The organism is Enterobacter sp. Bisph1, assembly GCF_000814905.1.
GTDB lineage: Bacteria > Pseudomonadota > Gammaproteobacteria > Enterobacterales > Enterobacteriaceae > Kosakonia.
In genome coordinates this window covers 1-19202 of record NZ_JXAG01000038.1, presented here as the reverse complement: position 1 = coordinate 19202, position 19202 = coordinate 1, and the positions used below count along the sequence as shown (strand labels likewise).

The window sequence follows — 19202 nt, the reverse complement described above, 5'->3', positions numbered from 1 at the left end:
CCGACGTAAGCCTGCGCCTGCGGATTCCCTTCATCTGCCGCTTTTCGGTAGTAGCGCAATGCCATCCCGTCATCCTGTTTCAGACCGGCTGCGCCATACTGCAGATAAATCGCAATAAAGTAGTAGCCGCTGGCGACCTTCGCCTTAATCAGTTGCTGAGCGAAACGCAGCCGTTCACCGCCTGTTAACCCGAAGCGGCCCCGCAGTGAGCCATTCAGCAGGTTGATGGTGGCTTTCGTATGTGCATTTTCCGCCGCGATGCGGTACAGCCGCCCGACCTCGGTGTCCACCGACTTGTCGTCCTGTAACCGGTTATTGACCTGCAGCCAGCGGGCGTATTTAAACAGAACATCGGCCTCCGCCGCTGGCTCCGGCAGGGTTTCATACCGGCAGGTAAACGCCAGTCGGGCGTTGATATCAGATAACGGGTCCACAGAAATCTCCTTGTTTCCTTTGGGCTTAACACTGCTCTGATCGCAGGCAGCAAACAGTAAGCAGGACAGCAGCAGTAATATACGCATCAGTCCAGATCCTTTAATGTGGGTTTGTCGTAGTGGAACTTAATCAATGACGCTACAGGCGCACAGTTTAAAGCCTTGTTGTCTTGATTCTTATTCATTATGTCCTCCCATTTTTCAAATGCTTCATCAGGATCATCCTGGCCCCCTTCTCCGTTGGTATGTAAATTCCATAAGCGGCGTCGTAAACTTCGCGTCTCGCTGGCCCATTCAAAGGCAATATTCATTTCACTGTCCACCTGCATGCTTCGCGTATTAATATTGGCCGAACCATGTGTGGTAAACACATCATTAATAATCATCAATTTTGAGTGAATATAAACCGGCATCCAGTTATCCGGCGGCGAATCAGGTGCCACCAGAGAACAGACATGAATTTTTAACCCCGGACGCTCTTCCGGAAGAATAGTGGACTCTTTTATTTCATTAACTTTACGCTGGTACTCTTCCTGTTGCCTGGATATCTCCCGCTCAATCTGTTCCTCACTTTTTGGATCCCACGATGTTTCAGCATTCGAATTAAAGGGATGGGGTTCTTTCAGCGCTTCGAGTCTCATTGCTCTGGTCACTTCCGGAATAGTATTAGACTGGCCAAGGCTTTCCAGCATCCGCTGGGTATTAACCGTACCTGAACCTATTCCATCATCCGTTACGTTCGTCACGACAAAAAGATGAAGGACCCTGTGTTTTTCCGGAGTACGCCCTGCTTGAGTCTGTTCAAGCGCCGCATTCTTGATTGCCTCAGCCAGCGGTGGCCAGCGGAAATACTGGTTTTCAATATAGATAAATTGCGTGGCGTTTCTGACCGCCTTCATATAGAGCTGTTCAATATCCCGCTTATTCTCCTGCGGTTGCGTGCGCAGGAGCTGAGCCATCATCTGGGTGCCGAAACCGGTACGGGGCTTCAGGCTTTTTGCAACCTCCTGCGCCTTGCGCAGCGTCATAAGATCCTGATGCGTTTCTTTAAACCATGCCCTGGCAAAATTTTCATGCAGATGCTCGAGAACAGGACCGGTCACCCGGCAAGAAATGTCCTGTCGCGGCAAAAAGCCACAGGCACCTTCATTTGGACGCCAGGCGTCAGCACTCCCGGCACGGCGCCGGGACGAATGGGCGTCGGTGTCCCAGTACTCATCCAGCATGTTGTGCCCCATTACAAACCCAACTGCTCTTGCCGGGATTTCATAATCCACCAGCACCGTTTTCTGGTGATGAGTGGGGGCAAAGGCCATTACCCCCACCGTTTTAAAACTCAAATCGGGATCAAGGGCTTCTCTGGATGCACGATAGGCTATTTCAGCCCGTTCTGTTTCATCAAATCCACGCCCGACAAATAAAGGCGAGATTGTACGCACTTTTTGATTACGAATATCATGCTGCAGAGCTTTTCCTGGCAGCCCAAGCTTACCCAGAGCAACATCCTGCCATTCCCCGCTGTAGGAATGATCAATAAACCACTGCCGGTCGAAAGCATATTGTTTATCTGTTGCACTCTGTCCCGCACGGTCCTTATAACGAATAGCGCCTTTTCCGGGCAAATTAGCTTCCCCGATATGACCCGTTGCGTTACCCGGAAATTCCCAGCCAAGAATTCGCACCTGGACATCTTTTTCCCGCGCGAGGTTTACCAGTAATTCACCGATGCAGGGACTCTTCCCGTCACGAATAAAATACATTGAGGGCTGAAACCCCCAGCAAATAATATCGACCGATTTCTGTGCGTTAGCGATGGCATTATGCACCGCCGCGAAAGCTTCCTCCCCGTTGATTAACGGCTTATAGGTTGTTAACGCAGGCGGGTATTCCGTGTCCTGAACAAACCAGGGAGGGGTAATGATACACTGACCGGTTTCAACCGGAGCAATGGGGACAACAATGTCCTTTAATTTCATCAGGTTCTTCCGTGTTATTAATTCCGTTAATTAATCGGGAACAGATATTCCGCTGGGTTGTATATGATTCTGAAGTATTAATATCAGCCTTAATTTGCAACGCGTGATTATCGGTTCATCCCTGCGTTTTTTGCGGGTCGCACCCCCCCAGCAGCTGCCAGCTACGCTATATGTCCGTGGCCACTCTGCGGGCAGGGTTCGCCGCTGTAACACTAAAGATTTGCCATGCCATCTTTCTCAAAATCCGGGGAAGCGGACAGCGGTCTGCCTGTTGCGGGGTTCAGCTGTTTTGCCCTGGCCAGTTCTGCAATCAGCGCCTCACTGGGTTTTGGCGGCGGGATATTAGCTTCGTGCTCTTCCAGCCACTTCAGTTTGCCGTCCCATTCCGGCAGCGGGGCGGGCGGCAGCGGGACGATATCGTTGATTTCAGGGACGGTGGGATGGGCATACGAATAGCTACTGAGCACTTTGCCAATTTTTTTATAACGCATGGCGCGTTCTGGATCTTTTTGTAATGCCAAAAAGTACAGTCTATCTTTGGGATCCGGGCCGGAAAATCCTTGTTCCATTGCATACGCAGAAATATAATTACCTGCAGCTACTCCCTGCTGAAAAATCTCAGTAGCCTCAAGATATTTTCTTTCAATTGCCAGCAAATTCCCTAAGGAATTAGCAGCCTCTCCTTCGCCTTGGGCAGCAGCACAGTGAAACATTTGTAATGCAACTTGAGGCGCCATTTTTGCCGGTAACAATTTATCGCCAATATACAACTGAGCCTGAGGATTGCCTTGATCCGCCGCTTTACGGTAGTAGCGTAACGCCATCGCCTGATCGCGTACCAGCCCAGTTGCGCCATGTTCAAGGTATATGGCGATAAAGTAGTAGCCAGCAGCTACTTTCGCATCAATCAGCTGCTGGCTCAGTCGCAGACGTTCATGACTGCTCAGGGAAAAGCGTCCGCGCAGCGCTCCGTTTTGCAGATTAATACTGGCTTTGTAATGCCCGTTTTCCGCGGCGATCCTGTACAGACGGGCAATTTCCGTATCCGCGTTTTTATCCCGATCGATCAGATTGTTTTTCTGCAGCCAGCGGGCGTATTTAAACAGCATGTCGGTATCAGCGGAGGCATCAGGAAGAAACTGGTGTTTACAGGTGAATGCCAGCCGGACATTGATATCGCTCAGCGGGTCTGGCGGTTTATTCCGGCGGGAAGCTTGCGGGTCGCACCCCACCAGCAGCAGGCAACCCAGTACGACCGATACTATTTTTACTTTCATCCCTGCGTTCCTTTTCCATGATTTCTCCAGAGTATTGGCTCAGGCCTCGCCCAGCCATTGCCAGTGCACAGGACGGTCTTCCTGCATCCACCTGTCCCGCAGCGGCCACGGACGTGTATCAATCCAGTCCACAGTGTCGGTGGGCATGATATCGCCCGCGTTAAAATGAAGGATCTCCTGTTTGCTGGTCCCGAACTGCGGCACCCACGCTATCTGCCAGTAGCCGCTTTTCGGGCAGGGTTCTCCGCTGTAGCACTGCAGGTTTGCCACGTCATCTTTTTCAAAATCCGGGGAGGCGGGCAGTGGTCTGCCTGTTGCGGGGTTCAGTTGTTTTGCCCTGGCCAGTTCCGCAATCAGCGACTCACTGGGTTTGGGTGGCGCGATATTGGCCTCGTACGCTTCCAGCCACTTCAGTTTACCGTCCCATTCCGGCAGCGGGGCGGGCGGCAGCGGGACGATATCGTTGATTTCAGGGACGGTGGGATGGGCGTAAGAGTATTTAGCCAGGATTCGCCAGATTATTTCATATCGACGCACTCGTTCCGGATCCTTTTGCTGTTTCAAATAGTCAAGAGTATTGGATGGTTCAGGTCCATTAAATCCACTTCCTAAAAAGCTAGCAGAAGTTGAATCTCCAGCCGCAACCCCTAACTGAAATAGTTCAAGTGCTATCTGATATTGTCTGCGGTTCTTCATGTTTACTCCCAAAGCATTAGCCGCCTCGCCACTCCCCTGCTCCGCTGCGCAATGAAACATTTTTTCCGAAATATCAGGTGCCATATGAACAGGAGCAAGCTTATTACCGATATAAGCCTGCGCCTGAGGATTACCCTCATCCGCTGCCTTACGATAGTAACGCAGTGCCATCTCCGGGTCCCGCGCCAGCCCAGCTGCGCCGTGCTCAAGGTAAATAGCGATAAAGTAGTAGCCAGCAGCAACCTTCGCATCAATCAATTGCTGGCTCAGGCGCAGCCGTTCATGGCTGCTCAGTGAAAAGCGGCCACGCAGCGCTCCGTTTTGCAGGTTAATGCTGGCTTTGTAATGTCCGTTTTCTGCGGCGATCCTGTACAGACGGGCGATTTCCGTATCCACGGTTTTATCCTGGTTAATAAGATTATTTATTTGTAACCAGCGGGCGTATTTAAACAGTACGTCGGTATCAAAAGAGGCATCAGGAATTACCTGATGCATACAAGTAAATGCCAGTTGGGTATTAATATCGTTTAGCGGGTCCATCGTCACATCCTTGTATGTATTCTTCTGGTCACAGGCGACCAACGCTAAGCAAAATAAAATTATTAGTCTCATCAATCCAGATCGCTCAGTGTGGGCTTGTCATATAAAAATTTAGTAAGTGATGCAATGGGTGCTTGTTTATTCCTCTGGCGATCATTATTATCGCTAAGAATTTTTGCCCATGAGTCAAATGCCTTAGCAGCATCATCCTGCCCACCTCGCCCACCGGTATGCAAATTCCACAGCCGCCGTCGCAAATCCCGCGTAACGCTGGCCCACTCATGGGCGATATTCATTTCACTGTCTACCTGCATACTGCGAGTATTAATATTAGCGGAACCGTGGGTAGTAAATACATCATTTACGATCATTAGCTTTGAGTGAATATATACTGGCACCCACTCTTCGGGCGGAGAATCCGGTGCCACCAGCGAGCAAATATGAACCTTCAGACCTGGGCGTTCTTCTGACAATATTTCACCATTCTGGATTTCATCTGATTTATTTTTAAAGTCAGAAACTTTTTCATTCATCTCACGATTATATTGACGTATTTTTCCAGGATCAAAATAACCGACAGGCCTATTGAAGGTTTCCTGGCTGAGATGGGTAATTTTCCGCAGTTTAGTTACTTCTGGAATGGTATTAGCCTGGCCTAGCTCCTCCAGCATACGCTGGGTATTTAACGTCCCCGCACCAATACCCTCATCCGTAACGTTGGTCACAACAAACAGATGTAATGCGTGCCCCACTTTACTCAAGCGTTCGGCTATTTTATTAATTAATTCAGCCAACGGCGGCCAGCGAAAATATTGGTTTTCGATATAAATAAACTGTGTGGCATTATTTACCGCGTTCAGATAGAGCGTCTCAATATCGCGCATCCCCTCCTGTGGTTGAGTACGCAGCAGTTGCGCCATTATCGGTGTGCCATATAGAGCACGCGGTTTTAGCTGTTTAGCAACGGCCACTGCGTTGCGAATGGTCAGCAGATCCTGCCCCGTCGCCCTTTGCCAGGCGGTAGCAAAATTATGGTGCAAATGCTCAAGAATTGGTCCGGTAACCTGACTGGAAATATCCTGTCTGGGTAATGTGCCATTAGCACCAAACCGGGGATCCATTTTGTTGCCCGGGCGAAACATGGCCGAATGCCGGTCAGTATCCCAGTACTCGTCAAGCATGTTATGCCCCATGACAAAGCCCACGGCAGAATCCGGCAGGTCATAATCCACCAGCACCGTTTTTTGATGGTGGGTCACTGTACCGGCAAGAATAAGTATCGTATCGGGGCTAAGGTCAGGATCAAGCGCCCCGTTCGCAGCCCGGTATGCAATCTCAGCCCTATCAAAAGGGTTAAACCCACGGCCAACAAACAAAGGGGAAGATGAGCTTAATTTTTCCTCTCTGTGCGCGAGCGGGGCGGTCGCTATTTCAGCTATTCCTGCCTGCCTGTGTTTCAATTGATGAGCGGACCATTCACCTGACAAGGAATATTGACTGAACCATTGTCGGTCATAAGCATAACGTTCATCCGTCGTACTTTGACCTGCACGGTCTTTAATCCGGATGGCACCTTTACCAGGTAAATTGGCCTCTCCTCCGCCACCTGCCGCGTTTAATGGCATTTCCCATCCCAGCACACGCACCTGCACTTTTTTCTCATCCGCCAGCTTGCAAAGCAGATCACCTATACACAGCGCCTTGCCATCGCGAATAAAATACATAGAGGGCTGAAATCCCCAGCAGATAATATCCACCGTCCTCTTTGCGTTAGCGATGGCATGATAAACCGCTGCAAAGGCTTCTTCTCCGTTAACCAGCGGCTTATAGGTTGCCAGCGTTGGCGGATATTCCGTACCCTGTACGAACCATGGAGAAACGATCTGACACTCCGTGGTGTAAGACGTCGCAACAGGAACCACAATATCGTTTTGGCTCATTCGCTATCTTCCTTTTCAGCGAGTCCATCAAGTAATTGCGCGTAAACGCTACGATGTTCAGTATGTGATGCAGGCTTAGTGATATCTGCTGCAGCCTGCGAGACATGGTGATGAAAACCATGATTGGCGAGTTTGCCCTGTTCAGGGTTGCTGTATGCTTCAACTAATGGGATCTGATAGCTGACGCCGTTAGCCAGCACTAATTTGTAGTTTTGCGTTACAACTTGATGATCTATTTGAATTCGCCCTTGCTCATCCAGGACTCCCTGTGTAAGTGGTGCTCCATCAGCAAAAAGCGTGTAGGACATTCCCGCCCAACCGCTCCCGGGCGCGTTAGGCGACTGCATGACTTTGAAATTTAAAGGCTGTCTGACATTTGACTGCAGCGGCGGATAATCAGGATGATCGGCCTTCATACTGGCCGGGCCGCTGTAATTAAAATCCGCTGATTTGAGTTCAAAATCACCGTTAGTTCCACATTCGATCCGATAGGGATCGAGGGTCAAATAACTCCCGCCGCCGTTAATAATGATCTTCTTTTTCGCGATAATGTGAATTTCATCATCAGTACTTACGATCTCAAGATCCTTACGAGCCAACAACTGCAGTTGATCATTTTGCGCCTGGATAGTTACCGGCCCCTGGTTGGCAATTAGTTTCATCCCCAGCTTGCGCACAAAGACGCTGATCCCTTCGCCAACACCAACAAACAGGCGCTTCAACACTCCCATATCGGCATCGGCCCCCGCGCTTAGCATCAGGTTTTGTCGTGCTGCCAGCTGCAAATGCTGGCCGCTACTCAGTGCAATCCCTTGTGGTGCGCTGAGAACAGCAACCGCTTCTTTAAGCTGCTCAATCTGTTCACGCATAAAGGCAAGCTGCACGTCGACCTGTGCCGGATCGGCATTGGCGGCTTGTGCATCTTTTGAGAGGGAATCCATTTGCTCGCCAGATTGTTGCAACCTGTCCAGCGTGTCCTGCATTTCCAGCATCAGGCCCTCGGCCTGATGCTGTTTGTCGGCAGTGATGAACACACCGGCTCCGCCACGGATGGAAACATGCCGGTCGGTACGCAGCTCAGCGCCCTCACCGCGTAATTTGCGCGAGGCATCCACATTGTGTCCCAGATTAAGCTGGCTCTTACCACCGTATTCGGTACTCAGCTTAACGTGCTCTTCGCCACGCTTGTCTTCCATGCGCAGTTTGTTCAGGCCCGCTGTGCGGATCACATTGCGCGTACTGTTGGCATCGGTGACATGATCAACGTGGCGGGAGTCATGCAGGGCATGGGCAATATACGGACGATCGGGATCGCCTTCGTGGAAGGCAATAGCAACTTCTGTACCCTGTATTAATGGGAAGTGAAAGCCGTATTTATCACCGCCGTAAGGTTTGGCGAAACGTACCGGCATACTTTCCATGCCCTGATGCTTGTCATCACGATCGGCATCAAATTTCACCCGGTACATGCCTGACGCATCCTGCCAGGCATAAATGTCGAACTCTTTAGCGCTGGTCACGCGCGCCATTAGAGTACCGCTGACCACAGGACGTTTTTTGGCGGCCGGACGCCAACAACGGTTTTCGTAATAGGGCATCGCCGACCACTCTACCCGTAGCGCATTTTTACGGCTCGCCGTGTAGTTAGCGTTGATAATTACCACACCATTTTCTGTTTCAGGCGGTAGTGTCGGAGGAAAGGTGATTTCGGTGATGATTAGCACCTGGGCTGGGGCGAGAGTGTAATCGGTACTGTTGCCGGTTACCGTACACTGGTTCGACAGAAAACGTTCATGCTCCAGTCGCGCCCAGAAGTTAGCCGTTTCCGCTGACGGAGCTATTTTGTCGCCACGCTCAAGGTGGCGTGGCCGATAATGATAAACATCCCCATACGTGATGCCTTCACCGTCGCCCCGCGTCATATCCGCCGCCACGGAGGTCAGGATATTTTGAGCTTCCCGATGGTTATAATCGTTGGCAGTTACCGAACGCTCCACCACATTATGGCGGACATGTATGCCCCATACCGAATCGATCGCGTTGTCATTTGTCCCTGATGGGCTGTTCAACGGCAGCTTTTTATCGAACGTCAAGGCGCTCTGCGCGTCCGCAAAATGCACCACTTCGGTTTGCGTGTCGGGCTGTAGGGTGAAAAAGTAAAAAATCCCCACCTCAGCCAGCAGACGCTCGATAAACGCGAGGTCATTTTCCTGGTACTGGTTAATCTGCTCACGCTTCGGATAATCAGTCTTAAGATTGAACTGATACTCCCAACCTTTCAGGCCATGCTCCTGTAAAACCTCTGCAACAACATCCGGCACCGATTTGTTAACGAAAAATCGATGGGTACGGAACTGATTACTCAAGAGTGCCAGAAAGGGTTTCAGCACTATGCTGTACTGCGCTTCATCCACCGATCCACTGATACGCTCGAAGTGGGTGATTATCCCGTGCACCACTTTGCGTTGCGTCAAGGCAAGTAACTGACCCGCGTCCATGGTCAGGGTTGCCGGTTTATTCAATATCTGGCGGGCATCAATATTTTTGACCGCACTGGTAAAGTTGATGGTGTAACTGTAGAGCGCACTTAGCGCCTCCGAGCCGCTGAAGTGTTCCACATCGATATCCGCCGCGCAGGAAGGAATATTGAGGTGGTAGCGATTAAGAGTTTTTCCGGCAAGGGTAGCCGCCGTTTTATTCAAAGTATCCGTCAGGCTCATGGCGTTGACTCCATTATGTAATCGGTTCTTCCGTAAGATTTAGCGCAGCACAAAAACAGGCATGAGAAGGCATCTGCCAGGGAGTTTTTATGCTAATTGCCGTAGGGTCACACGATAGATGCAGGCAAGATTGAACGTAGAGATTTTCCTGTGGTTACATTCTTTATCAGAGCGTCAGGCACGCTACCGCCCCTCACCGTTTATTTATCGTGAGCAAGCATTTCCCTGCACGGTGCTTTGCCAGCGATAATAGAATGATCATCGAGATAAGATCAAATTTACCGATCTTTTAACTACATAAACTTATTTATTAGGAATTTTCATCCATTTAATTGTAGTGAATTACTATGCAGGTTCAGAGAAACGAACCATAGCCACCATTAAAAACAAACGTTTATATCGACCATGTCAATGCACGCAGAATGTTGCTCACAAAATGCATGCAGATTGATTCGTATCAGCGTTTGAATTTGAAAATGGATATCAATCATTAAAGGCGTGAGGCAAAGAAGAGGAAACGATGAAGCGGTTTTTCTGATGCGTAGTTACGGGCTTATTATCAGACCACGCTTGTTTCTCACCGGCAAAACAGACGCACATGAAGTGCGTCTGTCGCCTGGCATTTAGGTATTAAAAAATGCCACCGTCTGCGTCAGCCGGTGCGTCTGCTCTTCCAGCGCGCTGGCCGCCGATACCGCATGTTGTACCAGCGCAGTGTTCTGCTGCGTTACCGCATCAATTTGCACAATCGCTTCGTTAACATGGCTGATCCCTTTGCTCTGTTCATCAGTGGCGACTGAAATTTCCGACATAATATCCGACACGCGACGTACCGCAACGATCATCTCTTCGATACTGCTACCGGCGACTTTAATTTGTGATGAACCGTTATTCACCCGCGTGACGGACTCTTCCACCAGGCCTTTTATTTCCTGCGCCGCCTGCGAGCTGCGTAATGACAGACTGCGCACTTCCCCGGCCACCACAGCGAATCCTCTGCCCTGCTCGCCGGCTCTTGCCGCTTCAACGGCGGCATTCAGGGCCAGGATATTGGTCTGAAACGCAATGCCGTTTACCACTTCAATAATGCTGGCGATTTTCCCGGCGCTTTCGGAAATACCGTTCATGGTTTCATTCATGCTTTGCATCACTTCGCCGCCGCGCGAGGCGATATCCACCGCTTCGCTCGCCAGCTGACGCGCCTGCCCGGCATTTTCCGCATTCTGTTTAACGGCGGCTGTAATCTGTTCCATGCTGGAGGAGGTTCTTTCCAGCGATACCGCCTGGTTCTCAGAATGGGAAGCCACCTGCTGATTGCCGGTGACAATATCGTGGGTGCTGCTGTTAATCATCTCTGCCCCCTGGCGAATATCCTGAATCACGCTGGTCAGCTGTTCACGCATCATACCCATTTCGTGGATCAGGCTTGAGCTGTCACCGGCCTTTTTATCGACCGGTTGCGAAAGATCCCCGGCGGCAATACGGGCCGCCACGGCAACGGCGTAGCGGGGTTCGCCGCCCAGGGTCAGCAAGGTTCCGCGATTGATCAGATAAACGAGGATTGAAAGCAGAATACTGATAGCCACAAAGGCAATCAGGTTCTGGTAGAGGGAAACCATAAACGCCGTGTCGATATCATCGACATACAGACCGGTGGTAATAATCCATCCCCAGGGCGTCCACGGAATGCTGTAGGCAATTTTCGGCTGAGCGGTGGCTTCGCCGGGACGCGGAAATACATAGGCGGTAAAGCCGGCGTTATTATCGCGAGTAACGGCAACCATATCGCGGAAGATATAGACCCCATTGGGATCCTTCACATCCGGCCCGTTGCCAATCAGTTTGGCGTTAATCGGATGCATCAACACCTGCGCCTGGGTATTAAGAATGGTGAAGTAGCCGGTTTCGCCGTAGCGCAGATCCTTGATGAACTGGGTGGCGCGTTTTTGCGCCTCTTCTTGAGAAATTTGCCCCTTATCCACCAGCGCAGCCTGAGTTTTGACAATACTCAGCGCCAGCTGCGAGACATGCTGCAATTCATTTTTGCGTAAGGTGAGTTGGTCATTTTTGACCGCCAGAGAGCTGTAGAAAAGCGTGCCGGCAAGGCATATCAGCGCCACGATAAGAGGGAGCCAAAGTTTTTGGGCTAAAGAGAGTTTCATGGCTTTGTACCTATTGTTGTTTTATATAGCGGGTACAGCATCGGCCCTCTGATTGGGAACCGCGCCTGATCTCTTTATCGGAAATTCAACGCAATGGCTTAATCGATAGAAATCGTATATTTACGCTGCGTTAATAGTTTTGATGTTAAATAAATGTAAACGGCTAATATGTGGCGTGTTATTTGGCATGGGGTGAGAGACGCTAAGAAAATTCCTGGTCATAACTAAGAACAGGATCACACTAATACCCTATGAGCAGGCCGCGAAATGGGCCTGTCGCTGGATACAGTATGTACCGTTAACGCAGCTCATGCTGATAAAAAGGCACTCGCCTGGTGGTACCCGTCAGGCTATCGAAGGCATCTGTTTCTGCGCAACGGATGCGCATACCTCTCTTTCTCAGCCGTGCGACATCCGCCGCCAGGCGCTGAATGCCGAACCAGAACAGCGCATCAAGGGCCGTAACCTGCAAACCGCTCTCCAGCGCCATGCTCAGGCGCTCGCGCGGGGCTTTAACCTCTTTGGCTATCTGCTGATAGGGCGCAGCCGTAACGTTACCCGGATCCTGACGGCGAATACGGTTTGAAAAGCGATAGCTAAAGGCATCGGGGATGGCGCTTAAGTCACTCTTTAACGTGTAGGTACAGCCCCAGCGGCTGCCGCTAATCACGGCAGGTTTGCGGCTGATTTGCAGTTCATCGCGCAGACTGTCTATTAGCTGCGGAGTGCGCACCAGTAGCAAACGAAAAGGCAGCTCAAGGCTGGTAACATAATCGACATTCAGCAACGCGATGCGTAAACGCTCCTGCGCTCCGGCCTGCGTTTGGCGGCACTCTTCAATGACGTCGGCCCACTGGCGTGCCAGACGAGGCGTTTCATCCACCGCGGTGAAACTATACTTTTCAATTTGATAGTCGATGCGTCCGCTCATCTTTACCTGCCTTTTCCCGGTCGTTTTTGCCGCGAATCACTTTACCAGCGTGCCGGTATAACCGGAAGATGCAACCTGCAAACCTTGCCGCTACCCTTCCCCGCCATCCGGGGAAGCGGTGTACAATGGCTGCGCTTGCGTCAGGGTTCGACACATTTTGAGGATTATCAAACACGGCATGTTCACTTCACAGGTAACGCTTCCTCCAACGCCCTTTTTGCGCCACATTACTACCGGCGTAGCGACGCCCTTTCCGGCAATAACCTTCTGCCAGGTCGAGTTTGATAGCGGTTGTTACGCGGATACGCTTTTTAGCCAACATGGCATTCCGTTCCCTTCCCGGCTGGAGAAAGCGGTAGTTAAACGGCGCGCGGAGTATCTCGCGGCTCGCTGTGCAGCCGGATATTTATTGCAACAGGCGGGTTGCGACGGACACGTTGGCAGCTCTGCCAGCCGGGCGCCGGTCTGGCCTGCGGGCTGGTGCGGCAGCCTGACGCACAGCCATGGTCACGCGATGGCGGTTATTGCCCCAGTTGATGCCGGGCTATCGCCGGGTATCGATATTGAAATGTTCGATGGGAAAACCATGCGGGAAACCGCAGAGATGTTTACCTCCCCGCAGGAGCGGCAGCTGCTTGCCAACTGCGGCGTGGAGTATGAAACGGCGCTATTAATCACCTTCTCTGCCAAAGAGAGCCTCTTCAAAGCGCTCTATCCACAGGTCGGTAATTTTTTTGGCTTTGACGCGGCGCGGGTCTGCGCCCTGGATATGACAACAGGCACTATCACTCTGACGCTCACCCTCTCTTTGACGCCCGAACGCCCGCAAGGCAGCCAACTGTCTGGTCACTTTCTTATTCAGCAAAACCGGGTGATTACGCTTATCGCTTAAGTCGCCAACCACGGGCTAAAAGCAAAAACCCGGCGCAAACCGGGTTAAGCTTGTAAGCAACATTTTTAGAACAGTGATTTGCCAGCCGTATCCTGGACGTTCGCTTTCCATGCGGCACGTACCTGAGCGGTAACGGAATCCGGCAGCGGCGCATAATCCAGGCCGGTAGCGATGGCGTTACCGTTTTTGTAAGCCCAGTCGAAGAATTTCAGCACCTCAGCGCCTTTGTCACTGTTTTCCTGTTTTTTATACACCAGGATAAAGGTGGTGGAGGAAATCGGCCACGCGTCTTTGCCTTTCTGGAAGGTCAGATCCTGGGCGAATGATTTGCTCCAGTCAGCCCCTTTGGCGCTGTTACTGAAACTTTGCTGCGACGGCTCAACCACTTTGCCATCGGCATCAAACAGTTTTGTCCAGGTCAGGTTGTTCTGTTTGGCATAGGCGTATTCAACATAGCCGATGGAGCCCGGCAGGCGCTGTACGAAAGCGGCAACGCCGTCGTTACCTTTACCGCCCAGGCCTACGGGCCAGTTCACCGTCGAGCCTTTGCCAATTTTGCTTGCCCAGTCACTGTTCACTTTGGCCAGATAGCTGGTGAAAACAAAAGAGGTACCTGAACCGTCGGCACGGCGTACCACGTTGATATTGGTATCCGGCAATTTGACGGTCGGGTTGAGTTTGGTGATGGCCGGGTCGTTCCATTTTTTGATGGTGCCCAGATAAATATCGCCCAGGGTTTTACCGTCCAGCGTCAGCTCACCGGATTTTACGCCGGGGATATTCACGGCCAGTACCACGCCGCCAATCACCGTTGGAAACTGGAACAGACCGTTTTTCGCCAGATCGTCATCGCTCATCGGGGCATCGGATGCGCCGAAATCGACGGTTTTGGCGATGATTTGTTTAATACCCCCCGAAGAACCGATTCCCTGGTAGTTAACCTGGGAGCCAGCCTGTTTTTGATATTCAGCCGCCCATTTTGCATACACCGGCGCCGGGAAAGTACCGCCTGCACCCGTGACATTCGTTGCTGCGAAAACGGTCGTCGTCGAAAGTGCGAGAGCAGCAGCCATCAGGCGAACTGATGTATTAAGCATTGCCATAATTTCTCCGAATCGAAATAGTAGGAAATTTTTGAATAATATTAAGAGCCAGGGAAGGATAGAGGGTAGAGATGACAATTTTGTGTCAGCGCTGAAAAATTAAAATCAGGCAGCAGAAAAGGGAAAAAGCCCGCTGATTTTCACCTGCAGGGCTTTGATAAAGGCAAGAAAGAGCAATTTATCTACGGGTCCGTGGATACAGCTAAGAGAATTTCCCTGGGTTGTCGTCGTTCAGTTATTAAACAACAAGCTTATTGTGACTAAAGTGCAATCAGGTTCGTTGTTATTTGCCGCCGCCTTGGCTGCGGCAAATAACCCGCCTTATTTTTAACAATGATGTTTCGAATATTTATTCTACTTTAAAACAAACCAGCACATTATAAATCCTGGTTTGGCAGATAACCGTTATGTAATGCAGGTGAAGCTGCCCCCGCTTTCGCTCCCTTCACCCCACCTTCTGACCACAGCTCGTCATAACGATAGCCCGTCAGATCTTCAACAATTTTGCGTGTTTCCGGGGTGACGTGTTGCTTGAGTCCGTTCGCTTTCAGGCGATCCAGTTCATCAACGAAAATACGGTGAGTACGTTTGTTGAGATGGAAAGTCAGCGCCTGCCACAACGCTATCAACAGCAATCCGGAAGTGCCGATAAATAGCAGCAGCACAATGGTATTTATCGCCTGCTGGGGCTGTTCTAAACTGCCTTTCACAAAGCCCCCGCTCTGCAGCAGCAGACCAACGGCGAAGGTCGCAATCGCTACGGTTGTTTTACGTGAAAAGGTCATCACCGCAGCAAACAGCCCTTCGCGGCGCTGGCGGGTGACCATTTCATCAATATCCGGAATAAACGGGAAAACGTTCCACGGTGTGAATTCCAGTACGCAGCGCCCCACCTGGTACAGCCCGGCCAGCACCACCAACAGCAAGACTTTGTGTTCCGTCGGGAATTGATACACCAGAAAGAAACCGACCAGGCACAGCAACATCATGCTGTAGGCAAAAACATAGAGTCGCGACGGCCCATATTTAATAATGGCGAGTCCTGCGATAAGCGTTACCGGCAGCCCAACAATACTCATCGAAAGCAGCGTGCCCGCCAGCGAAGAGGAGACCTGCAGACAGTAAACGCAGAAGAAGACGAACACGGTGTTATAGATATCTTTCGCCGTAAAGGAGAACAGATAAATTGCCAGATGTTTACGGAAGGCACGAATTTTCAGCGTTGAAGCATACTCTTTAAATAATTTCCCGATGCCAACCAGCTTTTCTGACGCATTCGTCGGCTGGCGGGTTTTATCCATCTCGCGCATCATTTCCGGGGTGATTTCACGTTCCCAGGTCACTTTCCATGAAATAAATACGCAAACCATAAATAACACGGCAAAGACAACGCCGTTAATTAAATAGGCATCGGCGTTCTTTTCACCGAGCCAGCCAATTAATACACCGGGAATAAAGGTAGCGAGAAAGGTACCTGATGCAGACAAGAACATCCGGCAGGTAGAAAGTTTAGTCCGGTCGTTAAAATCCTTGGTCATTTCCGAAGGCAGTGTCTCCCAGGGAATTAACACCATCGCGGCAATAATTTCAAAGGCCAGATACACGGCGAGGTAGAACCAAAAGTTCATCCCGTTCAGCCACAATAAAATATACACCAGCATCAGCGGTGCGCCGACCAGTAAAAAGAAGCGACGACGGCCAAACTTTTTACCTAAATAACTTTTGTAGAAATGATCGGTAAAGCTGCCCATAAACAGACTGACGATAGCATCCACTATGCGCGCTATTGCCACGATCGACGCCGCCTGAATGGGGGATAAACCAACAAACGTGGTGTAATAAAACAGCAGCCAGGCACCAATAACCGTAAAAGCGCCGCCGCCCATAATATCTGTCATACCGTAACCAATGCTGACAGGAATGGTTACTTTTCTGTTTTTACGCGTCATAACCAGCCTCCGCACTTCAGCATGCATAACGGCAGGCTGCTGATATTTTTATTTAACATGGACATAAAAACTCCATAAGAGAGGTTTTTTTCGCCCCCACCGCAGCCGTTAATAACGGGCACGAGAGACATCACGCTGCTCAGTAAAATCCCTTAATCAATTTATGTCTACTACCATACCAGTATCGTTGTTGAAAATGTGAACTCTGGCATACGCTGAAAAAAACAGGCGTTAAAAAGGCAAAAAAAGTGAGAAATGCGATCGCAGTAGCAGCGAAAAAACGCGCGATATGAAGTGTCGAGAAAAGCGCGAAAAAAAGCCCCTGCTTGATTGCAAGGGCAAGGCTGTGTCCGAGCCCAATATCAGCTGAAGACCATTCCGCCGTCAATCAGCAATGATTGGCCGGTCATATAGTCTGAATCGGGTCCGGCGAGAAAAGAGACGCAGGCGGCGACATCTTCCGGTTCCGAAAGTCGCCCAAGGGTAATACGTTTGGCGAACTGTTCAGTGCCATAACCGATGGGTTTGCCCGCGGCTTCCGAGACTTGACGATCGATCTCCGCCCACATTGGCGTTTTAACAATCCCCGGACAGTAGCCATTCACCGTAATGCCGAGCGGGGCGAGATCCCGAGCCGCCGTTTGCGTCAGCCCCCGCACCGCGAACTTGCTTGAGCTATACACCGCCAGTTCCGGGTTACCTACATGCCCCGCCTGTGAGCAGGCATTGATAATTTTGCCGCCGTGTTGTTGTGCTTTAAACGCTTTCACCGCCGCCTGAATACCCCAGATAACCCCTTTGACATTGATGTTATATACCTTATCCACCACCTCCGGCGTAATGGACTCAATAGGTGTCGAAGGCGCAACGCCGGCGTTATTCACAATCACGTCAAAACCGTGCAGTTTGACTCTGGCTTCCTCAACCGCAGCTAAGACCTGTTCGCGGTCAGCAACATCCACCGTTAAGGCTATTGCGCTGCCTGCGTTTTGCGTAATTTCATCGGCCACCGCCTGCGCCGTCGCGGCGTTATAGTCGGTTACGGCAACGGCAAAGCCGTCTTTCGCCAGACGCAACGCAATCGCTTTACCAATCCCCTGACCGGCACCGGTCACGAACGCTACTTTTTTCATAACATCCCCTTTTAGAGAATTTGACTTAGATTGAGTTGACCCATCAGCAATGGGTTATCGCTGTAATCTACCGGGATCGCTACCACCGCCGGGCCGTCCGTATCCATTGCTGCGCGCAGGGTAGGTTCCAGTTGCTCGGTGCTTTCAACAGCGAAACCTTTGGCACCGAAGGCGTCGGCATAGGCTTTAAAATCCACCGGACCGAAATTAACACCAGAGAGACGCTGGTATTTTTTCTCTTCCTGAATCGCTACCATATTGTAGGCGTTATCGACCCAGATGATGTGCAGCACGTTTGCCCCGAGGCGCACCGCGGTTTCCAGTTCCATACTTGATTGCAAAAAGCCGCCGTCGCCGGAAACCGATACCACTTTGCGCTGCGGGTTGACCAGCCACGCGCCAATGGCCCACGGCAGCGCGACGCCCATAGTTTGCTGGCCGTTGGAGATCATCACCTGACGGGCGCGGAAGCTGTAGAGATAGCGGGCAATCCAGATATGGAAACTGCCCATATCGACTGTCAGCGTGACATCGTTATTCACGATATCCTGCATGGCGCGCACAATACGCAGCGGGTGAATGGCGAACTGGTTAAGCTGCGCGCCTTTGCGGCTGAGCAGTTCCCGCTGGTTACGGCGCTCAATCAGGATCTCCGAGGCGCGCGGAGAGAGGATCAGCGGTTTTTCGATTTTCGCTGCCAGCTTGCCCAGCGTACTGGCAATGTCGCCAACCAGTTCGCAGTCCGGCACGTAATCACACTCTTCATAGGCGGGAAGCACATCAATATGTACCAGTTTCGCATCGCCGGTATTCCACATTGAGGGTTCATACTCAACCGGGCTATAACCGATGCAGACAACCAGATCCGCCAGATGCAATAAGCGATCGCCAGCCTGATTATTAAACAGCCCAACACGACCGGCAAAACGGGTGAAGTGCTCTTGGTTGACCGCGCCCGCCGCCTGATAGGTGCTGGTGACCGGAATATGGCTCTTTTCCAGCAGCTGATGCAGCGCCGCAATATTCTCTTCGCGGCTGGCCATTAACCCGAGCAGAAATACCGGGTTTTGTGCCTCACCGATAAGTTTTGCGACTTCATCTAATGCGCTATCCGGCGCGGCACCCAGCTGCGGCGCGCCGCTGACGGGCAGGATATTGCCGCTGGCGCTTTGATCGGCAATATCCTGCGGCAGGCTGACAAACGCACTGCCCGGTCTGCCATGTTCGGCAACACGAAAAGCGTTTGAAACCACTTCCGCAATCGCATCCGGCGCGTTTATCTCGACCGAGTATTTGGTGACAGGATTAAACATCGCCACCGTATCCATACTTTGGTGCACCAGTTTGGCTTTATCGGCTCTTTTGACCGCGCCGCCGATGGCAACGACCGGATCGCCTTCGCTATTGGCGGTGGCAAGTCCGGTTATCAGGTTGGAACAGCCGGGGCCG

Annotated in this window: 13 protein-coding genes; 1 reads left to right on the top strand and 12 read right to left on the bottom strand. The window is 51.2% G+C overall.

Going from position 1 to position 19202, the window contains the following annotated elements; genetic code table 11:
- From RW65_RS12160 to RW65_RS12125, 8 genes are all read right to left on the bottom strand, one after another.
- On the bottom strand, window positions 1–521 hold a 521-nt coding region (locus RW65_RS12160), incomplete at its 3' end, for an SEL1-like repeat protein (protein ID WP_039057014.1).
- Window positions 521–2410 (bottom strand): phospholipase D-like domain-containing protein, encoded by a 1890-nt coding sequence (locus RW65_RS12155; RefSeq protein WP_039057013.1) that lies wholly within the window; start codon window positions 2408–2410, stop codon window positions 521–523. The genes RW65_RS12155 and RW65_RS12160, both read right to left, overlap by 1 nt.
- 212 nt (window positions 2411–2622) lie before the next feature.
- Window positions 2623–3687 (bottom strand): SEL1-like repeat protein, encoded by a 1065-nt coding sequence (locus RW65_RS12150; protein ID WP_039057012.1) that lies wholly within the window; start codon window positions 3685–3687, stop codon window positions 2623–2625.
- Between the two features lie 39 nt (window positions 3688–3726).
- Window positions 3727–4923, bottom strand: coding sequence for an SEL1-like repeat protein (locus RW65_RS12145; protein WP_231564385.1), 1197 nt, complete (start codon window positions 4921–4923; stop codon window positions 3727–3729).
- 71 nt (window positions 4924–4994) lie between these two features.
- Window positions 4995–6863, bottom strand: coding sequence for a phospholipase D-like domain-containing protein (locus tag RW65_RS12140; protein ID WP_039057010.1), 1869 nt, complete (start codon window positions 6861–6863; stop codon window positions 4995–4997).
- Window positions 6860–9583: a type VI secretion system Vgr family protein gene (locus RW65_RS12135; protein WP_039057009.1), complete on the bottom strand. Its 2724-nt coding sequence runs from the start codon at window positions 9581–9583 to the stop codon at window positions 6860–6862. The genes RW65_RS12140 and RW65_RS12135 overlap by 4 nt, the downstream gene beginning before the upstream one ends.
- Window positions 9584–10206: 623 nt before the next feature.
- The gene (locus tag RW65_RS12130) at window positions 10207–11745 is read right to left on the bottom strand and encodes a methyl-accepting chemotaxis protein (protein WP_039057008.1); all 1539 of its coding nucleotides are present in this window, start codon (window positions 11743–11745) and stop codon (window positions 10207–10209) included.
- 298 nt (window positions 11746–12043) lie between these two features.
- Window positions 12044–12676, bottom strand: a complete 633-nt coding sequence (locus RW65_RS12125; RefSeq protein WP_039057007.1) for an ECs1377 family protein — start codon at window positions 12674–12676, stop codon at window positions 12044–12046.
- A gap of 178 nt (window positions 12677–12854) precedes the next feature.
- On the opposite strand from RW65_RS12125, the gene RW65_RS12120 reads away from it, so the two are divergent.
- On the top strand, window positions 12855–13568 hold the full coding sequence (locus tag RW65_RS12120) for a 4'-phosphopantetheinyl transferase family protein (protein WP_039057006.1): 714 nt from the start codon (window positions 12855–12857) through the stop codon (window positions 13566–13568).
- Between the two features lie 65 nt (window positions 13569–13633).
- On the opposite strand, the gene pstS is transcribed toward RW65_RS12120, so the two are convergent.
- The 4 genes from pstS to alsS all read right to left on the bottom strand — a co-directional run.
- Window positions 13634–14665, bottom strand: coding sequence for a phosphate ABC transporter substrate-binding protein PstS (gene pstS / locus RW65_RS12115; RefSeq protein WP_502685555.1), 1032 nt, complete (start codon window positions 14663–14665; stop codon window positions 13634–13636).
- A gap of 383 nt (window positions 14666–15048) precedes the next feature.
- A complete protein-coding gene (locus tag RW65_RS12110) occupies window positions 15049–16620 on the bottom strand; it encodes an MFS transporter (protein ID WP_039057004.1) in 1572 nt (523 codons plus the stop codon).
- A gap of 362 nt (window positions 16621–16982) precedes the next feature.
- A complete protein-coding gene (locus RW65_RS12105; protein ID WP_039057003.1) occupies window positions 16983–17753 on the bottom strand; it encodes a (S)-acetoin forming diacetyl reductase in 771 nt (256 codons plus the stop codon).
- 11 nt (window positions 17754–17764) lie between these two features.
- Window positions 17765–19202 (bottom strand): acetolactate synthase AlsS (alsS, locus tag RW65_RS12100; RefSeq protein WP_039057002.1); only part of this gene is annotated, 1438 nt, incomplete at its 5' end.